This is a genomic window from Aliiruegeria lutimaris (assembly GCF_900099935.1).
GTDB classification, from domain to species: Bacteria; Pseudomonadota; Alphaproteobacteria; order Rhodobacterales; family Rhodobacteraceae; genus Tropicimonas; species Tropicimonas lutimaris.
This window is the reverse complement of record NZ_FNEK01000001.1, coordinates 24024-49946: the sequence shown is the minus strand read 5'-3', so window position 1 is coordinate 49946 and position 25923 is coordinate 24024. Positions and strand designations below refer to the sequence as shown.

The following is a 25923-nucleotide window of genomic DNA, read 5'->3' as shown; positions in this document are numbered from 1 at the left end:
ACGCGGCGTCGCGAACCGCTTGCAAAGCCGCGCGCGAGTTGCTAGGTCCCGGCTCACGGTCGCTTAGCTCAGCTGGATAGAGTGTCGCCCTCCGAAGGCGAAGGTCACAGGTTCGAATCCTGTAGCGACCGCCATGCGAAAATCCATTAAGCTATTGTTTTTGGTTGGAGCTTTGAGCCGCCTGGGGGCTCGTTCCCCCAGTGGTTCCCCCACCTTCGGCCGGAACGCGCAAGAATTCGGCGCCGCGTTGTCGTATCCGGAATCGCGAGGCCGACGGTGGGGCGGAGCCTCCGACGCCCGAACGGCGATTTTGCGATCCAAGTCTACCTCAGGGGCAACGACTGTAATGCCGGCAAGACGGTCGGCCATTTGATGGGCGTTTCCATCCCGCCATCAGGAGGCGAAAGCAGTCACAGCAGCGCTTCCCCGGCTTCGGCCCTTCTGCTGGAAGAGGAATTCTTCGTAGTGAACCCGTCCAGCGCCTGCGGGCGGTTGAACGTCTTGGACGCGCCGCGTGCGAGCGGAGGTCGACTGGATGAGTACAGATTGGGTCCGGTCGTGAGAAATGTTGGCGGCTGCCACCGGCTCCCATCCCAATGAGGCCGGCTGCGCGTCGCAGCGAAGAACGACTTCCGCGACAGCGACAAATCGATGTGCTAAGGCTATCGACACCGTAACCGCCGATCATTCCTTCCTTGGCATCGGCGAGAAAGTTTATCCCTATGCGCCTGCAACTCGGCTGTCGGCTCAGCTTTTGGCTGCCGTCAGCGACACCGATGATCCTGCTCCTGAATGTCCATTATTCAAGGGTCAGCGATCTGGAACAGCCGGACCGGCTTATCACCGAGCCGGCCGTTCCAATCGAGAGCTATCGCGATAGTTTCGGGAACTGGTGTAATCGGCTGCTCGCGCCCGCCGGACCTTTCTCGGTGTCCACGGCCGCCACGATCCGGGATTCGGGAGCATCCGATCCAACGGGCTTCAATGCCGAGCAGATTTCCGTCGAAAGCTTGCCGAGCAACGTACTGACATTTCTGCTGCCGAGCCGCTATTGCGAAACGGATATCCTGTCCCCCTTTGCGTGGAAACAGTTCGGCCAGGAACCGCTGGGGTGGCAACGGGTTCAGGCGGTCTGCGATTTCGTCCATGAACGGGTGAGCTTCGGATACCAGCATTCCCGGGCAACGCGCACGGCAGCGGAAACCTTGAATGAAAGCGTCGGCGTCTGCCGCGACTTCACCCACCTTGCCATAACGCTATGCCGCTGCCTCAACATCCCGGCACGCTACTGCACGGGGTATATCAGTGATGTCGGCCAGGCTCCGCCTTATGCGCCAATGGATTTCGCGGCCTGGATGGAAGTCTATCTCGGCGGGCAGTGGTGGGTTTTCGATCCACGCAACAATGACACGCGTTTCGGCCGGGTTCTGATCGCGCGGGGGCGCGATGCGGCCGACGTGCCACTGACGCACAGTTTCGGCGAGCATCAGCTTTCGGGTTTCCAGGTTTGGATCGACCAGGCGGATGGCGGGCCCTTGGCATGACCTGCGACCAGACGCGCATACGCGGAGCCGGGCACGCGGCTGCGGCCCGGACCGATCCAGATTGTCCAGTTTTTAAGGGGATGAAGAAATGCTGAAGAAAACCTCCTTCCCGATCGCCAAGATCCATGTTCCGGTCAAACGGATCAAAACCCTGGACCAGGAGAAGGTTCTGGAAATCGCCGAGAGCATTTTGGAGAACGGACAGACCACGCCGATCCGCGTTCGCAAAGACGGCGAGAGGTTCATCCTGATCGAGGGTTTCCACCGCCTCGAAGCGCTCCGCTCGCTCGGAGAGGAGTCGATCGTCGGGTACCTCGTGGGCGCGCGCCTGCACTGAGCGGCGCGAAACGGCACGGGCCTGGGCCTCGGTGTTTATGTATTGCCCGGCAAGCCCTCGCGTGAATCCGGTGGTGTTGTCGAGCCGGATGTGTTCTTGGGGAATTGGCTTGCCCTGATTCTTCGGGCCGGTTTCAACCCGGGAGATGAGACATGGCACCTCGAAAGCAGATCAGCGTCGTGAAGACGGCGCAAATGGCCAACACCCAGAAACTTATCATCGACGGTGCGGTCGTTGGATCCGTGGTGGAGGTTAGCGGCGGTACCGTCGAACTCCGCGACCACAGGGACCGCCTGATGGGAACCTATGGCGACGTGGCGACGGCGATTGCCGATTTCGAAAAGATGATCGGGTTCGAGGAAATCAAACTCGATTTTTGACCAATTCGCTATTAGCCCTTGCTTTTGGGATCAATACGCCCCATTTGATCTGAGCGACGTTATCTCTTTGACCTCTGTCTCCCTCACACGGCTTCAGTATCGAAATTGATGTTACTGAGCCGGGCTGCCGCATTTCCGCGGGCAGCAAAATAACAGGAGACTTTACGATGGCTAATGGCACCGTAAAATGGTTCAACGCAACTAAAGGTTTCGGCTTCATCGAGCCCGAAGGTGGCAAACGCGACGTGTTCGTCCACATCAGCGCCCTTGAGCGCGCCGGTCTGTCGGCCCTTGACGATGGTCAGAAGGTAACCTTCGACATCGAATCCGGCCGCGACGGACGTGAGTCCGCTACCAATCTGGCTCTTGCCTGATTTGCCGGGGCGCTCACTGAGCGCCCCAGCTCCGCCTACTGCCCCGTGAGAACAGATGCTCAGCGAAAGGGCAAACTTGAACCATCGCCACGCGGATCTCGCGCCTCAGATCGTTCTCGTACTTCTCATCATCCTGGCAGTGGCATTCAAATGGAACGCGTCGGCCGACATCTCGGCGGATAGCGACCTCTCGGAGCGGCGACACAACGCAAGCGCCTCCGACACTCAATAGCCATCCAAATAGCTGATGACCTATTCCACGGGCCGGCACTTCACGGCCTGTACCCATTCCAACGATGAACGGAAAAAAATTGAAAAATCAGAGCACTATCAAGAACATTCACTTCGAACTCTCGCGCCTCATCGCGCGCCTTGGCCCGGCACCTTCGGAGCCGCGGCCGGTAGACGAGGCTTGCGACATTTACACGGAAATCCGTTTCGCCAACAACCTGCGCGCCAACGCGCTGGCCGCGGTATGCTATTGGTGCGGTCTTGAGCCCGCCGATGCCCTGGAACGCGAAGCCAGCTGGACGTGATCGGCGCCGGATCGGCATTTTGCCGATCCCCGAACTGTTCCCAGAGCGTCGGTCATTATCTGATGCGCTCTAGGCTGCCGTCTGCTCCCGCTCTTCGGGTCTGACCGCTTCGGTTTCCAGTCAGTAGACCGCGGCCTGACGGTTCCCTCCGAGGGCAATGCCACCACACATGCGGTGCGGGCTGGAAGAGGGCAGGCGGTCCCTACGGAGCCCGGGTTTCAGTCGCCCGAACCGAGCGCTATCCCCGGCCAATCGCTTCCGAGATCGCCCTTGCGCAGTCCCGGACCTCCGGGATCAGTGCGTCGAACTGCCGTCGCGTCGTGTCCAGCGTCAGCGTCGAAAGCGAAGCGGCCGCCGCGACATGCCCCGCGTGATCGAAAATGGGCGCCGCCACGCAAAGCACACCGTTGCGGAGTTCTTCCTCGTCAAGGGCGAACCCCTGCGCGCGGACCTTGCCGAGTTCAGCCAGAAATGCGTCGAGACCGGAGATCGTGTTCTCCGTTTCCGCGCTGAACGAATGATCCATCAACAGGTTGCGGACCTCTTCGAGGGGACGCCACGCCAGCAGAGATTTGCCGATTGCGGTGCAATGCACCGGAAGACGCCGCCCGATGCGGGAATAGGCGATCAACTCGCCCCGGCCCTCGATCTTGTCGAAATAGACCCCATCCCTGCCATCGAGAATGCCCAGATGGGTGGTCTTTCCTGTGCGCCGCGACAACGCGGCGAGGAACGGGTTGGCCCGGCCCCGAAGGTCGATGGAATTCACCACCAGCGTGCCGCGCTCGACCAGCTTCAACCCCAGCCGATATTTGCCGTTCTCCGCGTTCTGGTCGATATATCCCTGTTCCTGCAGGGTCTTGAGCAGCGCGTGCAGGGTGCTCTTGTGCAGGCCCAGCCGGTTGCTGATCTCGGTGATCTTCAGTTCGGGCGTGGCCTCGTCGTAAAGGTCGAGGATCTGAAGCGCGCGCTGCACGGATTGGATGATTGGCATGCTCTACCTGTGACAGGTGGCGGCGAACGCCACGGAGATGCGGCCCGGAATTGCGGCAAAGTGACCGCCAGAAGCGGTGAGCCTTTCGTGTCCCGAGGCCTTGATAATACGTTCTGTAATACAAAATCAAGTTCTATAATATAGAACAAATGGCCGGCAAGCCGGTAAAGATGTCGGCGGGAAGCGGGGCAGGGCATGTCACCTCCGAGCCGAGCCCATACCGGCCCGCGACGCTCCAGTTCGAGGAAAATGGCATGTCCATGGACGAGCTTATCGATCAGTCCCGCGACGATATCTATAACGTGAAGACCCATGCGCCGGGCCCCGAGGGCGTGCTGCCGCTGACGTCGGAGCTTTTGCGCGACCACCCGTCGGGCGATGTCTTCGCGATGACGCTGAACGCGGGCATGGGCTGGAAACCGGAGGAGCTGACCCGGCGGGAAGTCCTGTTGATCGGCACCACCGGCGGCATTCGCAACCCGGACGGCTCGCCGATAGCGCTTGGCCTGCATACCGGCCACTACGAGATTCAGGAATTGATGGCCGAAGCGGCCGGTGTGATCGCCGAGGCCGGGCGGCTGCCACATGCCGCCTTCGTGTCCGACCCCTGTGACGGGCGGACCGAGGGCACCACGGGCATGTTCGACTCGCTGCCCTATCGCAACGACTCCGCCATCGTCTTTCGGCGGCTCATCCGCTCGTTGCCAACATGCAATGTCGTGGTCGGCGTCGCCTCCTGTGACAAGGGCCTGCCGGCGCTGATGATGGCACTGGCCGCGATGCGCGATCACACCACGATCGTCGTCCCCGGCGGATCGGCCCTGCCGCCGACGAAGGGAGATGACGCCGGCAAGGTCCAGACCATCGGCGCGCGCTTTGCCAATAACGAGCTGTCGCTGGAAGATGCCGCATGGCTCGGCTGCAAGGCCTGTGCCTCGCCCGGCGGCGGCTGCCAGTTCCTCGGCACGGCGGGCACCTCGCAGGTGGTCGCCGAAGCGCTCGGCATGGCGCTGCCGCATTCCGCGCTGGCCCCCTCCGGCCAGCCTGGCTGGTTCGACCACGCCCGCGCCGCTGCACGCGCGGCCATCGCGCTCGACGCGAAGGGGGTGCGCACGAAGGACATCCTGACAGACAAGGCCATTGAGAACGCGATGGTGGTCCACGCGGCCTTCGGCGGTTCCACCAACCTGTTGCTGCACCTCCCGGCCATCGCCCACGCCGCGGGATGCAAGACCCCCGATGTGACGGACTGGACGCGGATCAACCGCCGCGTGCCGCGGCTCGTCTCTGTGATCCCGAACGGGCCGGTCTATCACCCGACGGTGCGGGCCTTTCTGGCGGGCGGGGCGCCCGAAGTGATGCTCCATCTGCGCACGCTCGGCCTGTTGCACCTGGACGCGCTGACGGTGACTGGCAGGACGCTGGGCGAGAATCTCGACTGGTGGGAGGCCTCCGAGCGGCGCCGCCGCTTCCGCGAGCAACTCCTCGCGCGGGACCGGGTCGAACCCGATGACGTTATCATGAGCCCCGCACAGGCGAAGGCGCGCGGGTTGACCTCCACCATCACCTTCCCGGTCGGCAATATCGCCCCGGAGGGGTCGGTCATCAAATCGACGGCCATCGACCCTTCCAAGATCGACGCGGACGGGGTCTTTCATCACAAGGGGCAGGCCAAGGTCTTTACCTCCGAGAACGCCGCGATCCGCGCCATCAAGGGCGGGGATATCGCGCCCGGCGACATCATGGTGGTGATGGGCGGTGGCCCCTCGGGAACCGGCATGGAGGAAGCCTACCAGCTCACCGCCGCGCTCAAGCATGTCTCCTGGGGCAAGCATGTCTCGCTGATCACCGATGCGCGCTTCTCGGGCGTGTCCACCGGCGCCTGCATCGGCCATGTCGGGCCGGAGGCGCTGGCGGGCGGGCCGCTCGGCAAGCTCCGGGATGGCGACCTGATCGAAATCGTCGTCGATTGTGTGAAACTTGAGGGGAGCGTCAACTTCCTCGGCGGCCCCGAAACGGAAGTGAGTCCCGGGAAGGGCGCCGCGATCCTCGCCGCGCGCCCGCCCCATCCAGAGCTTTCCCCGGCGGGCAAGCTGCCGGAGGACACGCGTCTCTGGGCCGCGCTTCAGGCCGCAAGCGGTGGAACCTGGCGCGGCTGCGTCTTCGATACCGACCGAATAGTAGAGGTGCTGGCAGCCGGCCGGAAGGCTCTGGAGGCCAGGGCGGCATCAGAACCCGCCGTGTGAGGCCGCCCGCAGCGGTGCCGCGCGATACGCCGCGCTTGAAGATCAGTCTTCCTCGTCCTGGGCGTGCCGATCCCAGCCCGTGATCATCGCCCTGAGCTGCGCGAACACCGTCTCGCCGGTTGTGATCAGGTAGAGATGCGCAATCAGGAACGCGGCGATGAGGAAAGCTCCGGCAACGTGCAGGGCGTTGACCCAGATTATCGGCAACGCTTCAGGATAGATCTCGGGATACCTGCTATAGGCCCACAGGATCAGGCCCGAGATCCAGAGCGCGGGCGCCATCAATACCTTGAAACTCAGGTAGGCTATGGTCTGCATCGGGTTGTGCTTGCGCTTGGGGCTCGGTCGGAACGGATGCGGTTCGCCGAAGAAAATGCCCGTTGCATAGAAGGAAATCACCTTCCACAACCCCTTGGTGGTCGGCACGTAGTGACGCCACTCACCGGCAACGAGATGCCAGAAGATGGCAAAAGCCCAAAGGACAATCAGCGTGAAAGCGGCAACGATGTGCAGTTCCAGTGCGCGTTCGAAACCGAGCCAGCTCCAGTACCCGTGAATCTCGGCCCCGGTCGCCATCAGGAACAGGATCAGCGCCGCTTGCGACCAGTGCCAGAACCGTTCGAAACGGTGGAAGATATAGACACCCCGGGGGTTCTGAGACGTATCAGCCATGACGCTTCCCCCTGTGGAACAGTGCGAAACCGAGCCGCAGAACAAGATGGAACAGGACCGCGCCAAGCGTTCCTGCAAGCAGCAGCAGCCCTGCCTTGTCGAGCCAGTCATACCGGTCGCGCCCGGGCAGGAAACCGCCGGGAAGCTCCTCCAGCAGCCCGTCCGAGCTATGGCAGGCGGGGCATTGCAGCGCCACTTCAGCGGGGGCAACCATGTGGTTGACCGGGATCATCTGCCGGACAGGCGTGAAGGCGACTTCGCCGCTGAAGGGCTGGCCGGCCGCCTCCATGCCGGCCTCGACCGCGTTCTCCCAGCGGAAGCGGTTCCATAACGCGTCGCCGCTGCGGCCGGAGAACTTCACCGACGCGAGGGCGCGGTTTTCGGCGTCGATGGGCACCACCGAATGCATGATCTTGACCGGGACGATCCGCGCATCCTCCGAGACCGGCTCGCCCGAATAGGAGGCGATCCAGGGCGCGTCGGCGAAAGCGTCCTTGATGAGCGCGAGCTCGGTGCTGGCGTCCCTGCCAGGCTCGACGCCGTCGATTTCTGTCGCTCCGGTGGCCGGAAGCGGCGTGCCGGGGCGATGCATGTCGAGCATGCCGTCGGACCAGATATAGTCCGGAGCAAAGGAGCGGGCGACCTCGAGATGACCTTTCTCGGTCGTGTAGGTGATGCGGCCGTCCTTCTGCTTTTGCGCCATCGGCTTGCGGTCACGGCCCAGCTTGCCGACCGTCGACCAGTCCCAGAAGACGCGCGTGGCCGTTTCGCCGCGTGCGATGGACGGGATGTGGCAGGTCTCGCAGGCGACGGTGCTGATATGCCGGTCAAGCCGCACGCCGCGCTTGATCGCGTCATGTGGCATGGCTCCATGGCAGCCCTGGCAGGAGGCCGCGGCCCCGACCAATGCCGGGCTTTCCGGCCTCGCGCCCGGCCCACCGGCGTAGCGGCTTCCGGCAAGGGCGTGCTCGGTCGTGGTGTGGCAGGTGCTGCAGGTGAAACCGGCGCCTTCGGGCGCTGCCGCCATGTGCACGTCGAGCGTTGGCGGGGGGGCGAGCAGATCGGCGTTGAGGTCGCCATGCTTGACGCCCTGGCCGCCATCGGCATTGAAATGGCAGGCGCCGCAGCTTGCATTGGTGGAGGGGCCGACCGATTTGGCCGCCAAGACGAAATCCTTCACCTCCGGTGTATCGCCGCGAAGCCGTTCGTCATGGCACATCGAGCAGGCCGCGCCGTCCTCGTGGAAATTGGCGACGGTCCATTGGCCCGTCGGCTCGTGGCAGCTCATGCAGTCGACCGGCGCCACCGGGGCGCTGGAAGCGTCGAGCACAGCCGGATCCTCGAAGCGGGTTCCTGCGATGTGGCAGGAGCTGCAGGCGTCGAGGTTCGACGGCGTGGAGAGCAGGAAACCGTTGGCGACATGCAGCATGCCGCCGGCCATAGCGCTGGCATCGGCCGCTTGTCCGGAGCTCGCAGCAGGCCAGGACCAGGAGAAATGGAGCGTGCCGTGGAGCTGCTCGGGCCCGGTATTATGGCACGGCAGGCAAGCCTCGTTGACCTCCTGTGCGGTCGTGAAGGGGCCTGCCAGCGCGTCGAACCGGCTGTGATCGGCGGTTGAGACCGGGACAGCCGCTGCGGTGGCGGGCGGTGACACGGCGGGATCTTGTGCCGGAGTGTCGGACTGTGCCAACGCTGTTGTGGCGAGTGTCGCGGCCAGACCCACCGCCACAGTCAGGCGGAGGAACACATGTCCTGGCATGTTTGCCGTCCCTTTTTCGGATCTCGAAGAATTGGCTGGACCGGCCGCGGAAAACGGCCGGTCCGTTCGTCGGGATATCAGCGAAACGCGCCGATCACTGCGGGCGTTCCCCGGTCACGTCGACGCCGCTCCCAGCTTCCGCCAGATCGGCGATGCTGTCGTGCAGCAGCTGCAACGCGTAATGGGGATTGTGGGTGTAGATCCCCGGGTCCTTGGCCACGACCTGGTAGTTATACGCGGCTTTCAACAGGCGCGGTGTCCAGGCTTGGTACCGGTTCGGGTACTTGGCCTCGCCTTCCTCGATCGCACCACTGCCGTCGCCATCGGCGAAGAAATACGGGTAGGAATGCGACTCGTAACCGATGGCGGTGCCGGCGGTGTTCTCGCCGTAGCCGATGATCGCTTCCAACAGCTTGCCGTGAAGCTCCTGGATTTCGGCCTCGATGCCTTCGGAGGTGTCGCCATCGCCATCGTAATCGGGCTTGGACGTCCGGACGAGGTGCATCGTGTCCTTGTTGTCGGTCATCACCTGGTCATGGCAGTCGGTGCAGGTCTCGACCTTTACCTCCAGCGTATGCGGATTGTGGCAGTCATTGCATGTCTGCGAGACCTGGTCGTGGAAGTAGTAACCAACGTAGTCCTTGCCGTCATATTCGAAGCCACCCTGGACATCGCCACCGAACCGGCTGGCGGCGGCGGCGCGATAGTGGATGTTGACGAAGCTGAGATCCGCCGAGGTCGTGTCGTCAGCGGGCGCGCCGGCGTCCTCGATCTTGGCCAGGACCTGGACCTTCGAGTTGCGGCCGCCATGGCAGGTCATGCAGCGGATATCGTCGGTGAAGACCTCCTGCTCGATGCCCGAGGGGAAGGTCACGACGGTCCGTTCCTGTGCCTCCATGCTGTGGCACGCCATGCAGGCGATGCCCGGGGCCATCGCCGGGTCGGGGGAATGTTTCGTATCGACGACGCCAGCCTCGCTGCCGTCAGCGCCGAGATAGTCAAGGAAGCCTGCCGTGGAATGGCACTGCGAGCAGGCTTCCGGGATCATCTTGTCATCTTCCTCATCCCAGTGGCGAAAGGCCTCCTTGGTGATGTCGGCATGCGGCGAGTTACGCCACGCCTCAAGGCTCGGGATTTCCGGCATGAGGGTGGCCGGCGTGATCGCCGCCGTGTCGGAGCTTTCCTGAGCAAGTGCCATTGACAGCCGCTCTGGGCCGCCACATACGGTCAAATACGTTGTCAGAGCCACCAGGATGGTGGCACGCATCACAAGTCTCATCGGTGTTCCTCCCGTTCGCGCAAGCCACGAGAAACTCGTGGCTTCTTCCTTATGGTAAACCTGTGTTCGGCGGTCTGACAACAAAATCTGACAACTGTAGGATGAGGCAAATGGACCGATCACCCTCTGGTTGATCTGCCGGTAGGCAAGCAGCGTGATCCCGGACATAGCGGTACGCGAAGCGGGAGGCCGGGCCTTCCATGCCGGGCAGATGTGCGAGTCTTTTTGTCGGAAGGGCGGTCTTAACCTGTTCCCGGAAGCGCGACCCGTACCTCGACACCCTCGGTCGTGCCGGGGACGGGCGAGCGTAGCTCGAGCGTTGCCCCGGCGCGTTCTGCGATGGTGCGCACGATGGCGAGGCCAAGGCCGCTGCCCTTCACCGTGCCGTTCGAGCGCACGAAGCGCCCGGTCAGCTTGTCCAGTTCGTCGGGCGGGATCACCACTCCGCAATTGCAGACCCTCAGCACCGCCGGCGGCGTGAGCGCGACCTTGACCGGCTCGCCCGCTGCGCCGTGTTTCAAGGCGTTTTCGATCAGGTTGCGGGCGAGGATGCCGAAGCCGTCCGGGTCGAGTTTCGACAGGACCGGCTGCTCGGGCAGGACAAGCTCGATCCGTTCCGCCGCGCCGAGGCGCTCGAAATCTCCCACGATCATGCGCAGGATCGGCCGCAGGTCCGTGGCCTCGTCCATCGTCAGCCGCGCGCCTTCCGCCCGGGCCAGCTGCATCAGCTTTTCCGACAGGCTGTTCAGCCGCTTCAGCGTCGACTCGATTTCACCGGCGCGGGCGGCGGCGGCGGTATCCGCCGTCTCCGCTTTCAGCCGCTGCGCCTGCGCGATGGCGCCGGCCACCGGCGTGCGCAGCTCGTGCACGGCATTGGCGGCGAAGCTGCGTTCGGCCTCGAAGGCGGCGCCGAGCCGGGCGAGCAGGGCGTTGATGGAGCCCACCACCGGTCTCAATTCGCTCGGCAGGCCGGTATCGCCGACGGGGGCAAGGTTATGCGCGCTGCGCCGGCCCAAATCGTCGCGCAGCCGTCGCATCGGTGCGAGGCTGTAGCGAACAACGAGGAAAATCGCCACCAGGCTCAGCTGGATCACCAGCAGCAGCGGCAAGCTCAGGCTCATCGTCATTTCGCGCACGGTGGTCACCCGGTGGGTGAGCGGTTCGGCCACCGCGATGGTGATGAAACTGTCCGCACGGCGTGCACGGTCGTAAAAGAAGGTCTGGCTCTCCGTACGCAGGAAACCTTCCCGTTCGAAGGGCGGGAAATCCGCCGCGTCGGCCCCCTCAGACAGCAGGAGGGTACTGCCTTCGGCGTCACGGATGACGTAGCTGAACCGATCCGGATCGTCGTCGAACTCTTCCTCGTCGTCCCGCTCGTGACGGCCCCACCACTCCTCGCCATGTTTGCGGTTGCGCTCGCGCCGGTCCGGTTCCTCGCGGCCGACCAGCGGCAGCAGCCGGTGCGCCGTATCGCGCAGCGCCGAGTCGAACTCCATGTCGAGCTCATGGCGGAGCCGCTGTGCGGTCAGCCCGGCCGCGAGCAGCCACATCACCGTGACCGCAAGCCCGAGCGCCAGGGCGAGGCGCAGCTGAAGCGATCGCGGCCCCCTCATGGCCGGCCCAGCCGGTAGCCGAGGCCGCGCTCGGTTTCGATGCTGTCGCGCCCGAGTTTCTTGCGCAGCCGGCTGACATGCACCTCGATTGTGTTGCTCTCGATGGCGGCATCGAAATTGTAGAGATGTTCTTCGAGTTGCGCTCGGGACAGCACGCGGCCCGGTGCCAGGATGAAGGCCTCGAACAGCGCCCATTCCCGCGCCGTCAGCTCCACCGGCTTGCCAGCGCGGCGGACGGTGCGGCCGGCGAGGTCGATCAGCAGCTCACCCTGTTCGATGAGCGGGTTCGGATTGCCGGTGTAGCGCCGGGCCACCGAGCCGATCCGGGCCGAAAGCTCGTGCAGGTCGAACGGCTTGACCATGTAATCGTCCGCCCCGGCATTTAGGCCGACGATGCGGTCCGACACCTGGTCGAGCGCGGTCAGGATGATGACCGGAGTCACGTCGCCCCTGGCGCGGAGCGTCTTCAGGAAGGGCACGCCATGCCCGTCTGGCAACATCAAGTCGAGCAGCACCAGCTCGAAAGCGCCCGCGGCCAGCGCGTCGCCCGCCTCGTCCAGCCGTTTCGCCCAGTCGGCAGAATGGCTGTCCGCCTTCAACTGGTCGTGCACCGCAGCGCCCAGTACCGTGTCGTCCTCGATCAGCAGGATACGCATTTCGTCCTACCGGGAAGTCTCGCCGACCCTAATGCGGCTTTTTCCTTACGGGAAGCTGAAGCGACTTCTGTCTCTCCGTCAGGAAGCGATCAGGCGCGGGCCCCAGATCTACGGCATCGACCCCGAGATGGAGAGACAGATGAACAGGAAGACAACGTTTTTCGCCGCGACGGTCGCAGCGTTGGCACTCACCGGCCTTTCGCAGGCGCAAACCGCCGGAGATGCCAGCGAGACCCTCGCTCCTCAGGCCGCCGCGAGCGAGACGGCACAGCCCGTAATCGCCCCACGCCAGCCGATTGCCGGCACGTCGCGGGCGGCCGGCGCGGACAGCTATGGCGGCGGCAACCGGTATGGCCACCGCGAAGGTCACCGGAAAGGTCGTGATCACGACCATGACGGTTTCCGTCTGCTCGGCTGGAACTGGCACTGGGACTGGGATGACGACGACGATGACGACGATCGCGGCCGGAATTATCGCGGTTCGGTTCAGAACCCGGCCACCTCGGGCAGCACCACGCCGCCCGCGAATGGGCTGTTCAATAACGGCGCCGCGCCCAAGGCGCAGGTGAAATGACCCTGACCGCATGAACGGAACAAATGAGATGAAAAGACTACTTGCCGCCCTTGCCCTCACCACGGCCCTCGTCGTCCCCGGCCTCGCCATGGCGAGGGAGGTGACCTTCAATACCCAGCTCACGAATTACGGGGGCAAGGAAGCTTACCTCGCCTATTACGTCACCGATGCCAGCGGCGCCTATGTCGGCTCGCTCTGGATGGCCGGCACCAAGGCCAAGTACTACGACAGCCTCTCGGACTGGTACCGCTTTACCGGCGGAAATGTCGGCGAGGTGAACGGGATCACCGGCGCCTCCGTCGGGTCCGGCAAATCGCTGACGATCAGCTTCGACCTCGCCGATGCCCTCTTCGATGCCGGCTACGAGCTGCATATCGACAGCTCCGTCGAGGACATGCGCTACAGCCCCTCCGAGATCGTCGTGCCGCTGACCAGCAACGGCGCGGGGCAGGCGGTGCTGGGCTCCAGCTACATCGCCAGCTTCAGTTACGACATGTGAGCCGACCGTAAAGAGTAAGGAAGAACAAGATGATCCGTCCGTTGCACCGCTGGGTTGGTCTCGCCCTCGCCCTCGTGGTTTCCGTGACCGCGTTGAGCGGGGCGATCCTGGCGCTTTACCCGGCCATGGAGAGTTTCGCCATCCGGGCCGGCCCGGAGCTTGACCTCGCCGCCTTCACCGCCCGCGTGCAGGAGGCGGTGCCGGGGCTGGAGCAGATCCGGCGCGCCGCGACCGGGCAGATCACGGCCTTCGCCTTTGAGGGCGGGGTGGCCTCGCAATGGATCGACGATCCCGGAACGGGGGCGGTGCTTTCCCCCGCGACCCAGTCTGCTTTCGAGAGCTGGGTGCTGGACCTGCACCGCGCCTTTCTCGCCGGCGAGACGGGCCGCTACGCCGCCGCTGTTGCGAGCCTTGCGATGATCGTGCTTTCGGCCTCTGGTTTCCTGCTCGCCGCCCGACGGCTTGGCGGCTGGCGAAGGCTGTTCGGGCGTCTTAGCGGACCGCTGGCAAACCGGCTGCATCTCGAACTGGGCCGTCTCGGCGGGATCGCCCTGATGTTCTCGGCGCTGACGGGCCTCTGGCTTTTCGCACTCACCGTTGGGCTGATCTCCGAATCCAGCGCCCTGCCGGCCTTCCCTATGGTCAGCGGAACGGGCGGGCTGTCGCCTGCCGAGATGTCGGGGCTGAAGGAGATCGCGGTCTCCGATCTGCGCGAACTGACCTTCCCACGCGCAGGCAACCTGCGCGACGTCTTCACGCTCCAGACCAGCTCCGGCACCGGCTATGTCGACCAGGGGACTGGCGAGATGATTGCCTGGTCTGCCCGCAGCACGCTCGACCGCCTCTCCGACGTGATCCACATGCTGCACACGGGCGAGGGCGCGGCGCTGCTCGGGCTGATCCTCGGGCTGGCCTCGCTGAGTGTTCCCGTTCTGTCGGTGACCGGCTACCTTCAACAATCAGGCCGCTCGATTCTGCCTGCACGGTTCCGCCGGAATCGCCGCAAGGTTGCCGCTTCCGCCGCCCATACGGTGATCCTCGTCGGTTCCGAAGGCGGCACCACCTTTTCCTTCGCCGAACGTCTCGCTCGCTCTTTCGACCGCGCGGGACAGCTCGTCCATGTCGCCTCCCTATCAGACTTCGTCCCCGACCGTTACCGAAAGGCCGAGCGCATCCTGATCCTGGCTGCGACCTCCGGCGATGGCGATTCGCCGAGCTCTGCCTGGGGCTTTATGGACCGGCTCGCGGAGATGGCGCAGCCGCCCGCCGCACCCTTCGCGATCCTTGGCTTCGGAGACCGCAACTACCCGCGTTTTTGCGCCTATGCCTCGACCGTTTGCGACGCCGCCCGAACCGCCGGCTGGCCGGAGTTGATGCCGCCCGAACAGGTTGACCGCCAGTCCGAGGAAACATTTGCCGCCTGGGTTGCCGCGCTTGCCGAGATTACCGGCATCGAAATTACGCTCGACACCGCGCAGGCCGCGCCGAAGCTGCTCGACCTGCCGCTCGTCTCGCGCCGCGACTACGGGCAGGCGGTTCAGACCCCGATCGCGATCCTGCGCTTCACCATTCCGCGCTGCACGCTCTGGCGCCGGCTGACCGCACGTGGCTTAGCCTGTTTCGAGGCCGGTGACCTGATCGGCGTGATCCCGGAAGGCGACACGCAGCCGCGCTTCTACTCGCTCGCATCGAGCGGACAGGACGGGTTCGTCGCAATCTGCGTCCGCAAGCAGCCGGGCGGGCTCTGCTCGAGCCAATTGATGGATCTTGCGCCGGGCCAGACGATCCGCGCCTTCCTGCGCCGCAACCCCGGCTTCCACCCGGCGGCGGACAACTCCCCGCTGATCCTGATCGGTGCCGGCGCCGGTATCGGCCCGCTCGCCGGGTTCGTCCGCGCCAACGCGGATCGACGCCCGATGCATCTCTATTTCGGCGCCCGCTCGGCCAGCAGCGACCTGCTCTATGGCGATGAGTTTGCCCATTGGCAGCAGGAGGGCAAGCTCGCCTCGCTCACCACCGCTTTCTCCCGGGATGCCAGCCGTCTCTACGTGCAGGACGCCTTGCGCAATGATGCCGAACGCCTGCGCCGGCTGGTCCTGCAAGGTGCGCGGATCATGGTCTGCGGCGGACGAGACATGGGCGCGGGCGTGGCCGAGGCGCTTGCCGAAACCTGACCCCGGCGGCGCTGAGCCCCGTCACCCTGAAAGCCGAGGGACGTTATGTTGAAGATGTCTACTGAGTTTACCCGCCTCGCGTTGAACGGCCCGACCATGGGCACCCGCTGGTCGGCGACCCTGCTCGCCGCGCCGGGGATCGACCCCGCACCGCTGCGCAAGGCCCTGCAACAGGCGGTGGAAGAAGTCGACCGGCAGATGTCGACCTGGAAGCCCGAGAGCGACCTGATGCGCCTCAACCGCGCGCCGGTCGGACACTGGGTGCCCGTTCCGGAACGGCTTGTAACCGTGCTCGAAGCCGGGCTCGCCATCGGCATCGCGTCGGGTGGCGCGTTCGACATCGGCATGGGCGATGCGGTTTCCGCCTGGGGCTTTTCGGCGGGTCAGGCCAGCCCAGCCAGCATCTGCGCCGCACTGCGCGCTGAACGCCGACCCGCGTATGAGTTGCTCGAAATCGAACTGGAAAACGCCCGTGTTCGCAAGCATGGCCCGCTCACGCTCGATCTTTGCGGTATAGCCAAGGGCTATGGTGTCGACCGGCTGGCCGAGATCGTGCGCGATTTCGGCATCGAACATGGGCTGCTCTCCATCGACGGCGAGCTGCGCGCGCTTGGCGGACAGCTGAACGGCGCCCCGTGGGCGATCGCGGTCGAACGCCCTGATCCCGATCGTAGGGACGCCCATTCGCTGCTCACCCTCGAAAACGCCGCCGTGGCAACCTCGGGCGACTATCGCCACTGGGTCGAGCTGATGGGAACCCGGTTCTCGCACACGATGGACCCGGTGCACGGCGCACCGCTGCAGCGCGGTCCGGCCTCGGTCACCGTCGTGGCGCCCACCTGCATGATGGCCGATGCCTGGGCCACCGCGATGATGGTGCTCGGGCGAGAGGCAGGCGACCGCCTCGCGCGGCGGATCGGCCTGTCCGTCCTGTTCCTGGAGCGCGCGGGCGATGGCTTGCATGTCACGCCGTCCGGCCCCGCCTTCGCCGCCCATGCGCCCGAGCCGGTTCCGGGCTGAACGAAACGACTTCTTCACCTCCCCGCGTTAAGCCGCAATTGAAATATATCAAAAGGAACTCCCCCCTTGCTCTCTCTGCTCAACCGCTACGCCACACCGCTTACCACCGGGCTTTTCATCGTCTCGCTCGTCTCAGGCGTCGCGCTGTTTTTCCATGTCGGACCGGGTGGTTTCCACGGCATGCATGAATGGCTCAGCATCGCGCTCATCGTTCCCTTCGTGCTGCATATCTGGCGCAACTGGCGTCCGTTTCTAAACTATTTCAAACGCTTGCCGATGGTGTTGGCCCTTGGGGAATCCGTGGTCGCCGCAGGTTTCTTCCTGATGCCTGTCGGTTCCGTCGAGTCCGGCGGCCGCCCGCCGCAATTCGCGCTCTCGCACATGGTGCTGGAAGGCAGCGTCTGCGATGTCGCCCCGCTGCTCGGGCTCGACGCCTCCGGCCTGCAATCGTCGCTGGAAGCGGCGGGCTTTTCCGTCGCCTCGCCCGACGAAACATTACTCGAGGTCGCGCAGGCCTCCGGCAAGGCGGAAATGGACATCGCCGGCGTGCTGGTGAGCCTGCCCGCTCATTAGGCCACGACTGGCCGATTTCCCCGGAACAAGCCCATAAGAATAGCTCTCCCTCCCGGTTGGGGGAGGGCTCTCACTGGCTATCTCCGTCGGGCAAGGGGAAGTGGTCGCCTTTCGCTGTCCCGCTCGCAACGAGATCAGCAGGGGAAGCAGCCCGTGCGCGCCTGCCGTGCCTTCACACGCCGCCTGTTTTTGTATTCGATATTGAAAATATAATCTACGATTGTATACAAAGCACGCGACCGCGATCCGTGTGGAACCCAATTATCTTGAGCTGCAAGGCCGAGAGACTTTCGTGGACCCATATTCGAATGCCCGCGAAAGGAAATGTCATGGACAGACGCAAATTCACTGCTGCCGGTGTCACGTTGGCCGGTGCACGACGCCCTCTCGATGGTGCCCGGCGGACTGAATGGTCAAATCGTCGTCCTGCCGCTGCTCTTCGTGCTCGGCTTCTTCCTCGAAAGGATCGCGATTCTCGTGGCGGAGAAACTGGAAACCTCGTTCCTGACGCCGCCCTTCGGCTGGGCGCTGCTCTTTCTCAAGGGCGTAGCGCTGTCCTCGGTCACGACCGCCGATATCTATCGCGGCGTGGTCCCTTTCATCGGCCTTCAGCTCTTCGGGCTCGCGATGGTCTTCTTCTTTCCGGGCCTTGCCAACTGGCTGCCCGAAGCGATCGGGTAGTAAAACATGCTGCATTCCGCACTTGGCTTTAGGGGCGCGTTTTCCGCGCCACATCGCGCTGCCGCCCTGGCGGGGCGGGATATTCTGGAGGCCGGGGGCACGGCGATCGAGGCGATGGTCGCCGCGGCGGCCACTATTGCCGTGACCTACCCGCATATGAACGGGATCGGCGGCGACGGGTTCTGGCTCATCCATCGGCCCGGCATGGAGCCGGTCGGCATTTCCGCCTGCGGGCAGGCGGCGGGGCTGGCCACGCCGGACTGGTACGCCGCACATGGTCATCGCGACGCCATCCCGGCACGTGGCGGGCTGGCCGCCTTGACGGTTCCCGGCACGATCGGGGGGTGGGAGGCGGCGCTTTCGTTGGTCCCGGAAGCGCGCCGTCTGCCGCTTGAGCGCCTGCTGGGCAACGCCATCGCCTATGCGCGGGACGGGATTGCGGTCACCGGCAACCAGTCGCGCATGACGGCAGAAAAGCTGGAGGCTCTGAAAGACATTCCCGGCTTTGCCGAGACGTTCCTTGTCGACGGCCACCCACCCGCGCCGGGCCACCGGCTGAGGCAGGCCGCGCTGGCCGAAACGCTCGCGACCCTCGCACGGGATGGTCTGCGCGGCTTCCATGACGGCCCTATCGCGGCGACCCACGCGCGCTATCTGGAAGCTCAGGGCAGCCCGCTACGGCTCGAAGATTTCCGGGCATATCAGCCCCGTACCGTTTTTCCTCTCAGCGTGACCACCACTCACGGAAAGCTCTTCAACATGGTCGCGCCGACGCAGGGGGTCGCCTCGCTGATAATTCTCGCGCTGTTCGACCGGTTGAATGTCGCTGAGGGGGAAAGCTTCGATCACCTGCACGGGTTGATCGAGGCGACCAAGCAGGCCTTCGTGCTGCGCAACGCCGACCTGGGCGATCCGGACAGCATGGCGGAGCCGGCTCAGGACTGGTTGCAGAATGCGCGTCTCGACGCAATGGCCGCTCGGATCGACCGCAAGCGGGCCTTGCCCTGGCCGCACGAGCCGAAGGAGGGCGACACGATCTGGATGGGGGCCGCGGATGCCGATGGCACGGTCGTGAGCTTCATCCAGAGCGTGTTCTGGGAGTTCGGATCGGGGCTCGTCTGCCCGCAAACCGGCGTCTTCTTCCAGAACCGGGGCGCGGGTTTCTCGCTCTCGCCCGGCCCGAACCAGCTGGCGCCCGGCAAGCGCCCGTTCCACACCCTCAATCCCGCGCTTGCGCAGCTTGATGATGGGCGCGTACTGGCCTATGGCACGATGGGCGGCGAGGGACAGCCGCAAACGCAATCGGCGGTGTTCTCGCGCCATGTCCAGTTCGGCATGGACCTTCAGGCGGCGGTGACAGCGCCGCGCTGGCTGCTTGGCAAAACCTGGGGCGATGCCACCACGTCCCTGAAACTGGAGGACCGGTTCGATCCGAAACTGGTCGGTGCGCTGCGGGCCGCGGGACATGATGTTGAAATGATACCAGCCTTCTCCGATCTCGCCGGCCATGCAGGCGCGGTCCTTCTACACCCCAACGGCCTTCTTGAAGCGGCGTCAGACCCGCGTTCGGACGGTGCAGCCGTGAGCTACTGAAAAGATGACAGACTTTACACTGATGCAAATCCTGCCGATCCTGCTCGGCGTCGTCGTGACCTCCATTATCGCGGGGATTCTCGCCGGCCTGCTCGGGGTCGGAGGCGGGATCGTCCTCGTCCCGATGCTGTTCTGGATCTTGTCGCTGACGGATTTCCCGCCCGAGCTGGCCATGCACATGTCGGTCGCGACCTCGCTGATGACAATCGTCTTCACCTCGGTCTCCTCGGCGCGGGCGCATCACCGGCGCGGATCGGTCGACACGGCCCTTCTCAAGCTCTGGGGGCCTGGCATCATTCTGGGGGCGCTGAGCGGCGGGCTACTGGCGAAATATATCAATGCCGACGGGCTGAAGCTCATCTTTGGCGGGATCGCCCTGCTGGTCGCCATCAACATGGCCAATCCAAAGACGATCGTTCTGAGCAAGTCCCTGCCGTCGGGGCGGGCGGGCAACGCGGTTATTTCCTACGTGGTTGGAACCTTCAGTTCGCTGATGGGCATCGGCGGCGGAACCCTGTCGGTCCCGATCCTCAGCGCCTGTTCGGTTGAGATCAAGCGGGCCGTCGGCACGGCCGCCGCCTTCGGGTTCCTGATCGCGGTTCCGGCGGTGATCGGTTTCGTGATTTCCGGCTGGGGCGTGCCCGGCCGGCCGCCATTCTCGCTCGGCTTCATCAGCCTGCCCGCCGCCCTTCTGATCCTGCCCTTCACGGTCAGTTTCGCCCCCGTGGGGGCTTCGCTCGCGCACAAGCTTGACGGGAAATGGATCAAGCGCGCCTTCGCGCTGTTTCTGGGCATCACCGCGATCCGGATGCTGTCGGCTGGGCTGACGTGACCTAATCGATCCGGGAAAGCACTTCGCGCGCGGCACTGACGAGGTGCCGCCGCAACGCTTTCTCGGTCCGCTTCGGGTCGCGGTCGAGGATCGCGTTGACGATCTCGTCATGCTCCTCGTTCGATCGCTCCACGCGCCGGGCGCTGCGCAGCTGGGATTTGCGGAACGGCGCCAGTTTGAGCCGCAGCGTGTTTGCCAGCTGGATCAGGTCGTCATTATGGGTTCCGCGAAAGATCCGCTCGTGGAACTCGATATTCGCGCTTTCGTAATTCTCGGCATCGCCCGCCTTTGCCTGTTCCGACATGCGTCGGTGAAGCGTTTCGAGTGCAATCCTCTCGCTGGTTTGCATGCGCTCGGCAGCGATGCGTCCACAGAGCGCCTCGATCTCGCCCATCGCCTCGAACATCTGTTCGATCCGGTCCCGGGTGATATCGACAACGACAACCCCGCGATAGGGGACGCGCTCGGCGAGCGACCGGGCGACCAGCACATGCAGCGCTTCCCGGATTGGTGTCCGGGAAACGCCGAAACGCTCGGTCAGAGTCTTCTCGTCGAGCTTCGTTCCCGCCTTCAACTCCCCGGCCACGATCTCGGCCTCGAGTTGGGAGGCGATCACGGTTGAATGCAACTCGCGTGGCTGGGCCTTTCCGGCGGGGTCGTCGGGATTGGCATCGGGACTCATTGTCGTCAATCGGGGCCAAATTCTTGGATGTGGTATACAATAGCAACCCAGATCCGGATTTGTCAGCCCGATCCGACCATTCAACCCGCCATCACGCAAAGTAATTCAAACAGGAGTGTCGCGCCGAGATAGGCCGTGCCGCCAGAGGCGTCGAAGGGGGGAGACACTTCGACCAGATCGGCGCCGACGATATTGCACCCCTTCAGCGAGCGGACCACCTGCAGCGCCTGGAAGGAGTTCGGGCCACCGATCTCCGGCGTGCCGGTGCCGGGGGCAAAAGCCGGATCAACGAAGTCGATATCGTAGGAGACATAGGTCGGCGCGGTGCCGACGATCTCGCGCGCCTCGGCCATCACGTCCTCGACTCCGCGCGCGTGGAATTCCTCGATCGGGATCACGCGGATGCCGACGGAATCGGCGAAGTCCCGGTCCTCGCGGTCATAGGTGGTGCCGCGAATACCGATCTGCACCACGCGTTTCGGGTCCAGCAGGCGCTCTTCGACGGCGCGGCGGAAGGGCGTGCCGTGGGTATACATCGTGCCGCCGAAATAGCTGTGGAAGAGGTCCGTGTGGCTGTCGAAATGCACCATGCCGAGCGGCTCTTTTGCCGCCAGCGCGCGCAGCACCGGAAGCGAGGTCAGATGGTCTCCGCCAGCGGTGAGCGGGCGGATTCCGGCGGCGAGGACACGATTGTAGAAGGCGGTGATCCGGGCCATCGACTCCTGGATATCCGCCGGGTTCGGCGGCACGTCGCCGAGATCGGCGCAGTTCATCGCCTCGAAGGGACGGATGCCGGTGGCGCCGTTCTCGGCCCGCATCATCGTCGACATGTCGCGCAACTGGCGGGGGCCGTGGCGCGGGCCGGGGCGGTTGGTGGTGCCGCTGTCCCAGGGCACGCCGATCAGACCGACATCGACCTGGCCGAGGCGTTCGTCCTCCAGCGGGACATGCGGTAGCCGCATGAAGGTCGGTACGCCCGCGTAGCGCGGCAGGTCGAAGCCGGACACCGGCTGGAAGAAGGGATCGCTCATCATCGTCTCCTGTCAGGTCATCACGCTGCCGCCATTCACCCCGTAGCATTGCCCGGTGATGAAGCCCGCCTGCGGACCGGCAAGGAAGGTGGCGAGCGCGGCCACTTCCTCGGGGCGGCCGAAGCGGGCCAGCGGGGTATCAAGGTCCTTGGCCAGCGCCTCGGGGCTCATCGCGCCGGGGCTGGTCATGTCGGTATCGATCGGGCCGGGGGCGATGGCATTCACGAGGATCTTCGGTGCCAGCTCTCGTGCCATGGAGCGGGTCAACGCGATGATCCCGCCCTTGGAGGCGCTGTAGGCCGCCATGTTCTCGCGGCCCAGCAGCCCGAGATCGGAGGCGATGTTGAGGATGCGCCCGCTCTCCATCCGCCGCGCCGCTTCGCGCGCGACGAGAAAGCCACCGCGCAGGTTGACCGCAATCACCCGGTCAAAATCGGCCAAGGTGGTCTCGGCGAGCGGAGCCTCGTGCAGAATACCGGCATTGTTGACCACGATCTCGGGCGTGCCGAGTTCCGCTTCGATACGATCGAAGAGGCTGATGACATCGGCTTCGCTGGACACGTCCGCGCGCACCGAAAGCGCGACCGGAACGGTCTCGGCATCGTCGTCGGCATGGCAGATCGCCACCTTGGCGCCCGCGGCGGTGAGCACCTCGGCGATGGCCCGGCCTATGCCGCGCGAGCCGCCGGTGACCAACGCGACCTTGCCTTGCAGCGTCACGACATCACCTCGCCACGGTCCACGTTGATCGCCTGCCCGGTAATATTCGCGGCGGCGTCGCTGCCTAGGAACAGGTAGAGCCCGGCCACATCGGCCGGCTCCATCACGCCTTCGAGCGCCTGCGCGTCGGAGACCTCCGCCAGAAGCTCCTGTTCGCTGCACCCCCGTGCTTCCGCCATCCGCGCAAGCGAGCCCATGGCCTGTTTCGTGCGCACCCAGCCCGGGCAGATCGCGTTGACGCGGATGCCGCGCGGCCCGAGTTCCTGCGCCCATGTCCGCGCCAGTCCGATGATCGCGTGCTTGGAGGCGACATAGGCCGAGAAATCCGGCACCGCCGTGCGGCCCCAGATCGACGCGGTCAGCAGGATGCGCGCGCCGGGCTGCATCGCGGGCAGCAGCGCGCGGGTGACATTGCGGGTGCCGCGAATGTTCACGTCGATAATGAGGTCGAAGATCTCGTCGGTTTCCGGGTCCGGGCCGGCCAGAGGGGTAGGGCGCTCCAGCCCGGCATTGTTGACCAGCACATCGATAGGGCCGAGCCCGCCAAGTGCGGCGCGCACGGCCTCGCCATCGGCGATGTCGCAGTGAATCGCGGTGACATCGCCCCCGATTTCTTCGGCGACCGCCTGAACGGCCGGGTCCAGGTCCACGATGACCAGGTTCGCCCCGGCGGCCGCGAAACCCTCGGCCACGGCGCGGCCGATCCCCCCGGCCGCCCCCGTTACCAGAACGCGGTGGCCGGAGTAGTCAAAGAGCGCGCGCATCATCCCAGCTCGTAGAATTCGCGCCGGATGGCGGCGGTAATGTCGCGCCGGTATTGCGCGGCGATCAGCGCGCCCTTCTCGGGCGTGGCCCCCTTGGCCGAGATCAGCGAGCCCTCGGGCGCCACCCATTCCCGGCGCGGCGGCCAGACATCGTAGCAGGGCGCCTCGGCGGCCGCGTTGTCCGGCACGAGGTCGAACCGCACGAGTTCGGGGTGGAAATTCATCATCAGCGAGGTCTCCAGCACCGCGGCATGTTCCAGCTCGATGCCAGGATAGCCGTCGGGGAAGACCTGTGCGAGCGTCTCTTCGGTCAGGAACTCCCAGTGCTGGAGGCACATGATGCGCACGCCCTTGTCGCCAACCTCGCGCATGGCCAGGTCGATGCCTTCGTTGAGGAACCACAGGTTCTCGTAATTGCCGTCCAGCACGCAGATCCGACGCGCGCCGTGGCGCACCAGCTCGCGGATCACGTCGCGGATGACGCAGCTCAACGTGTTGCCGTCGAGCCCGGTGCTGCCGGGAAAGAACGGCCCGCCGGCGGAGCGGGTCATGGACTTGTAGCCATAGGTGACGGGAGCCGCGACCACGCCGCCCACTTCCTCGGCGATCTCGCGCGAGATGGCATAGGGCAGCAGGTAGTCCAGCCCCATCGGCAGGTGCGGCCCGTGCTGTTCCAGCGTGCCGGTGGGCAGGAAGACCACCGGGTTGGACTCTAGCGCCTCGGCATATTCCGGCCAGGTCATCTCCGGCATCATCACGGTTCTCATCGGGGTTTCCTTCATTGTTCTTCGCGGGAGCCTTCTTCGCGCATCAACCGCATGATCTTCTGTTCCAGCTCGGCATAGCCCGGCAGCTGCACGATATGTTCCTTGTCGTCGATCCGGGCGCCGTGCTTGAACTCCGGAACGATCACTTCCTTTAGCCGTCCGGGGTGGCTCGAAAGGAAGATGATCTTGTCGGCCAGGAAAATCGCTTCCTCGATGTCGTGGGTCACGATCACCATGGTGGTGTTTTCCTGCCGGGCGATGTCGATCATCAGCTCCTGCATATGCCAGCGGGTCTCGGCGTCGAGCGCGCCGAAGGGCTCGTCCATCAGCAGCAGTTCCGGCCCGTTGGCGAGCGTTCGGGCAATCGCAACGCGCTGGCGCATGCCGCCAGAGAGCTGCGACGGATAGGCCTCGGCGAATTTCGTCAGCCCGACCAGATCGATGAAATGCGCAGCCCGCTCCCGGCGCTCTGCGTGTGGCACGCCGTTCACCTTCATGCCGAACTCGACATTCCTGCGCACAGAGAGCCAGTCGAAGGAGGTGTAGGCCTGAAACACCATGCCCCGGTCGCGGGCAGGGCCGATGACCGGCTTGCCGTGCAGCGTGACCGCGCCATCTGAGGGGGCCTCCAGCCCTGCGATCATGCGCAGAATTGTGGATTTTCCGCAGCCCGAGGGCCCAAGCAGCACACAGATGCGGTTTTCCTCGACGTCGAAGGTGACGTGGTCCACCGCCTGGACGGATTCTCCACCCGAAATCGGGAAGACTTTCGAGACGGCGTCCAGATGCAAGAGTGCCTCGCTCATCAGCGTGTTTCCTTGCGATAGGGGAAGAGCCATCGGTGCAGCCGCCCGAAAGCCAGGTCGAAGAACAGCCCGAGCGCCCCGATGACGATGATGCCCGAGAGGATCTCGTCGGTTTTAAGGAAGCGCCGCGCCCGCATCATCATTGCGCCGATACCGGTGGTGGAGGCGACGATCTCGGCGATCACCAGGTAGGTCCAGGCCATCGCCAGCATCTGGCGCATGGCGGTGAAGATGTCCGGCAGCGCGGCGGGAAAGACCACCTGCATCACCGTTACTTGACGGCTGGCGCCGAGCGTGAGGGCGGTTTCGATCAGCTCCTTGCGCACGTTCTTGGTGTGGTCCATGACCAGCGTGATCAGGAAGAACACCACCCCGATGAACAGCAGCGCCAGTTTCGGCGCCTCGCCAGTGCCGAACCACATCAGCAGGATCGGGATGAAGGAGGGTGCCGGCAGGTAACGCCAGGCGCCGACGAAAGGGTTGAAGATCGCCTCGACCGAGGGGAAGGTTCCCATCATCACGCCGAGCGGAATGGCCACGGCGCAGGCCATGGCGAAGGAGACCAGCACGCGGGTGATCGAGATCAGCACGTCGCTGGCAAAGCCACGGCTGGCGAAGAGGTCCCAGGTGGTCGCAAAGACCTGGTCGGGGGGCGGGACCAGAAGGGCATTTACCCAACCGGAATGTGCGGCAACGCTCCAGATCCCGAAGAACACGGCCCAGATGCCAAACGCCGACAAGATGGCCTGCGGGCGCGACACGGGTTTGCGGATTTCGAGGAAGTGGCGCGCTTGATGCGGAGTTGGCATGGGGCTCG

27 protein-coding genes and 1 tRNA gene are annotated in these 25923 nt (G+C 64.7%); 15 read left to right on the top strand and 13 right to left on the bottom strand.

The genetic code is table 11. The features are described from left to right. Positions 1–57 precede the first annotated feature (57 nt). From BLR85_RS00280 to BLR85_RS00255, 6 genes are all read left to right on the top strand, one after another. Positions 58–134, top strand: a tRNA-Arg gene (locus BLR85_RS00280). A 588-nt stretch (positions 135–722) separates the two neighbouring features. Further along, positions 723–1544: a transglutaminase-like domain-containing protein gene (locus BLR85_RS00275; RefSeq protein WP_093147139.1), complete on the top strand. Its 822-nt coding sequence runs from the start codon at positions 723–725 to the stop codon at positions 1542–1544. Positions 1545–1632: 88 nt separating this feature from the next. Then, positions 1633–1881 carry a ParB N-terminal domain-containing protein gene (locus BLR85_RS00270; RefSeq protein WP_093147137.1) on the top strand — a complete coding sequence of 83 codons (249 nt, stop codon included), beginning with the start codon at positions 1633–1635 and terminating at the stop codon, positions 1879–1881. Positions 1882–2033: 152 nt separating this feature from the next. Further along, positions 2034–2261, top strand: a complete 228-nt coding sequence (locus BLR85_RS00265; RefSeq protein WP_093147134.1) for a hypothetical protein — start codon at positions 2034–2036, stop codon at positions 2259–2261. 167 nt (positions 2262–2428) lie between these two features. Then, on the top strand, positions 2429–2635 hold the full coding sequence (locus BLR85_RS00260) for a cold-shock protein (RefSeq protein ID WP_093147131.1): 207 nt from the start codon (positions 2429–2431) through the stop codon (positions 2633–2635). Between the two features lie 296 nt (positions 2636–2931). Next, positions 2932–3171: a hypothetical protein gene (locus BLR85_RS00255; protein WP_139188276.1), complete on the top strand. Its 240-nt coding sequence runs from the start codon at positions 2932–2934 to the stop codon at positions 3169–3171. Positions 3172–3409: 238 nt separating this feature from the next. On the opposite strand, the gene BLR85_RS00250 is transcribed toward BLR85_RS00255, so the two are convergent. After that, on the bottom strand, positions 3410–4165 hold the full coding sequence (locus BLR85_RS00250; protein WP_093147125.1) for an IclR family transcriptional regulator: 756 nt from the start codon (positions 4163–4165) through the stop codon (positions 3410–3412). A 170-nt stretch (positions 4166–4335) separates the two neighbouring features. Here BLR85_RS00250 and BLR85_RS00245 point away from each other — a divergent pair, with 170 nt between their 5' ends. Continuing rightward, on the top strand, positions 4336–6411 hold the full coding sequence (locus BLR85_RS00245; RefSeq protein WP_280138455.1) for a YjhG/YagF family D-xylonate dehydratase: 2076 nt from the start codon (positions 4336–4338) through the stop codon (positions 6409–6411). 42 nt (positions 6412–6453) lie between these two features. On the opposite strand, the gene BLR85_RS00240 is transcribed toward BLR85_RS00245, so the two are convergent. From BLR85_RS00240 to BLR85_RS00220, 5 genes are all read right to left on the bottom strand, one after another. Further along, the gene (locus tag BLR85_RS00240) at positions 6454–7083 is read right to left on the bottom strand and encodes a cytochrome b/b6 domain-containing protein (protein WP_093147119.1); all 630 of its coding nucleotides are present in this window, start codon (positions 7081–7083) and stop codon (positions 6454–6456) included. After that, on the bottom strand, positions 7076–8842 hold the full coding sequence (locus BLR85_RS00235) for a multiheme c-type cytochrome (protein WP_093147116.1): 1767 nt from the start codon (positions 8840–8842) through the stop codon (positions 7076–7078). The genes BLR85_RS00240 and BLR85_RS00235 overlap by 8 nt, the downstream gene beginning before the upstream one ends. A 94-nt stretch (positions 8843–8936) precedes the next feature. Then, positions 8937–10121: a cytochrome c3 family protein gene (locus BLR85_RS00230; RefSeq protein ID WP_212634999.1), complete on the bottom strand. Its 1185-nt coding sequence runs from the start codon at positions 10119–10121 to the stop codon at positions 8937–8939. A 242-nt stretch (positions 10122–10363) separates the two neighbouring features. After that, positions 10364–11734, bottom strand: coding sequence for a sensor histidine kinase (locus tag BLR85_RS00225; RefSeq protein WP_093147113.1), 1371 nt, complete (start codon positions 11732–11734; stop codon positions 10364–10366). Next, a complete protein-coding gene (locus tag BLR85_RS00220) occupies positions 11731–12390 on the bottom strand; it encodes a response regulator transcription factor (RefSeq protein WP_093147109.1) in 660 nt (219 codons plus the stop codon). The genes BLR85_RS00225 and BLR85_RS00220 overlap by 4 nt, the downstream gene beginning before the upstream one ends. Before the next feature lie 139 nt (positions 12391–12529). On the opposite strand from BLR85_RS00220, the gene BLR85_RS00215 reads away from it, so the two are divergent. From BLR85_RS00215 to BLR85_RS00180, 8 genes are all read left to right on the top strand, one after another. After that, positions 12530–12964 carry a hypothetical protein gene (locus BLR85_RS00215; protein ID WP_139188275.1) on the top strand — a complete coding sequence of 145 codons (435 nt, stop codon included), beginning with the start codon at positions 12530–12532 and terminating at the stop codon, positions 12962–12964. Positions 12965–12992: 28 nt separating this feature from the next. Beyond that, complete coding sequence (locus tag BLR85_RS00210) at positions 12993–13463, top strand: DUF2271 domain-containing protein (RefSeq protein WP_093147839.1); 471 nt, start codon at positions 12993–12995, stop codon at positions 13461–13463. Positions 13464–13492: 29 nt separating this feature from the next. Further along, positions 13493–15637, top strand: coding sequence for a PepSY domain-containing protein (locus BLR85_RS00205; RefSeq protein WP_342028762.1), 2145 nt, complete (start codon positions 13493–13495; stop codon positions 15635–15637). Between the two features lie 45 nt (positions 15638–15682). Then, the gene (locus BLR85_RS00200; protein ID WP_093147105.1) at positions 15683–16657 is read left to right on the top strand and encodes an FAD:protein FMN transferase; all 975 of its coding nucleotides are present in this window, start codon (positions 15683–15685) and stop codon (positions 16655–16657) included. A gap of 66 nt (positions 16658–16723) precedes the next feature. Continuing rightward, positions 16724–17230 (top strand): DUF4405 domain-containing protein, encoded by a 507-nt coding sequence (locus tag BLR85_RS00195; protein ID WP_093147103.1) that lies wholly within the window; start codon positions 16724–16726, stop codon positions 17228–17230. A gap of 324 nt (positions 17231–17554) precedes the next feature. Continuing rightward, a complete protein-coding gene (locus tag BLR85_RS00190) occupies positions 17555–17911 on the top strand; it encodes a TRAP transporter large permease subunit (RefSeq protein ID WP_139188274.1) in 357 nt (118 codons plus the stop codon). A 6-nt stretch (positions 17912–17917) separates the two neighbouring features. Next, complete coding sequence (locus tag BLR85_RS00185) at positions 17918–19504, top strand: gamma-glutamyltransferase family protein (RefSeq protein ID WP_093147100.1); 1587 nt, start codon at positions 17918–17920, stop codon at positions 19502–19504. Between the two features lie 4 nt (positions 19505–19508). Beyond that, positions 19509–20336 carry a sulfite exporter TauE/SafE family protein gene (locus tag BLR85_RS00180; RefSeq protein WP_093147097.1) on the top strand — a complete coding sequence of 276 codons (828 nt, stop codon included), beginning with the start codon at positions 19509–19511 and terminating at the stop codon, positions 20334–20336. 1 nt (position 20337) lies between these two features. Here the strand turns inward: BLR85_RS00180 and BLR85_RS00175 are convergent, their stop codons facing one another. The 7 genes from BLR85_RS00175 to BLR85_RS00145 all read right to left on the bottom strand — a co-directional run bounded on the left by BLR85_RS00175 (position 20338) and on the right by BLR85_RS00145 (position 25915). Next, on the bottom strand, positions 20338–21018 hold the full coding sequence (locus tag BLR85_RS00175; protein ID WP_093147095.1) for a GntR family transcriptional regulator: 681 nt from the start codon (positions 21016–21018) through the stop codon (positions 20338–20340). Positions 21019–21098: 80 nt separating this feature from the next. Then, entirely contained in the window at positions 21099–22052 is a 954-nt protein-coding gene (speB, locus tag BLR85_RS00170) for an agmatinase (protein WP_170844401.1), read from the bottom strand. 9 nt (positions 22053–22061) lie between these two features. Continuing rightward, positions 22062–22769 (bottom strand): SDR family NAD(P)-dependent oxidoreductase, encoded by a 708-nt coding sequence (locus BLR85_RS00165; RefSeq protein ID WP_093147089.1) that lies wholly within the window; start codon positions 22767–22769, stop codon positions 22062–22064. After that, positions 22766–23533: an SDR family NAD(P)-dependent oxidoreductase gene (locus BLR85_RS00160; protein ID WP_093147836.1), complete on the bottom strand. Its 768-nt coding sequence runs from the start codon at positions 23531–23533 to the stop codon at positions 22766–22768. The genes BLR85_RS00165 and BLR85_RS00160 overlap by 4 nt, the downstream gene beginning before the upstream one ends. Continuing rightward, the gene (locus BLR85_RS00155) at positions 23533–24300 is read right to left on the bottom strand and encodes a creatininase (protein WP_093147833.1); all 768 of its coding nucleotides are present in this window, start codon (positions 24298–24300) and stop codon (positions 23533–23535) included. The genes BLR85_RS00160 and BLR85_RS00155 overlap by 1 nt, the downstream gene beginning before the upstream one ends. 11 nt (positions 24301–24311) lie before the next feature. Next, positions 24312–25106, bottom strand: coding sequence for an ABC transporter ATP-binding protein (locus tag BLR85_RS00150; RefSeq protein ID WP_093147086.1), 795 nt, complete (start codon positions 25104–25106; stop codon positions 24312–24314). Next, positions 25106–25915 (bottom strand): ABC transporter permease, encoded by an 810-nt coding sequence (locus BLR85_RS00145; protein ID WP_093147084.1) that lies wholly within the window; start codon positions 25913–25915, stop codon positions 25106–25108. Before BLR85_RS00145 ends, BLR85_RS00150 begins: the two co-directional genes overlap by 1 nt. Between the last annotated feature and the right edge of the window lie 8 nt (positions 25916–25923).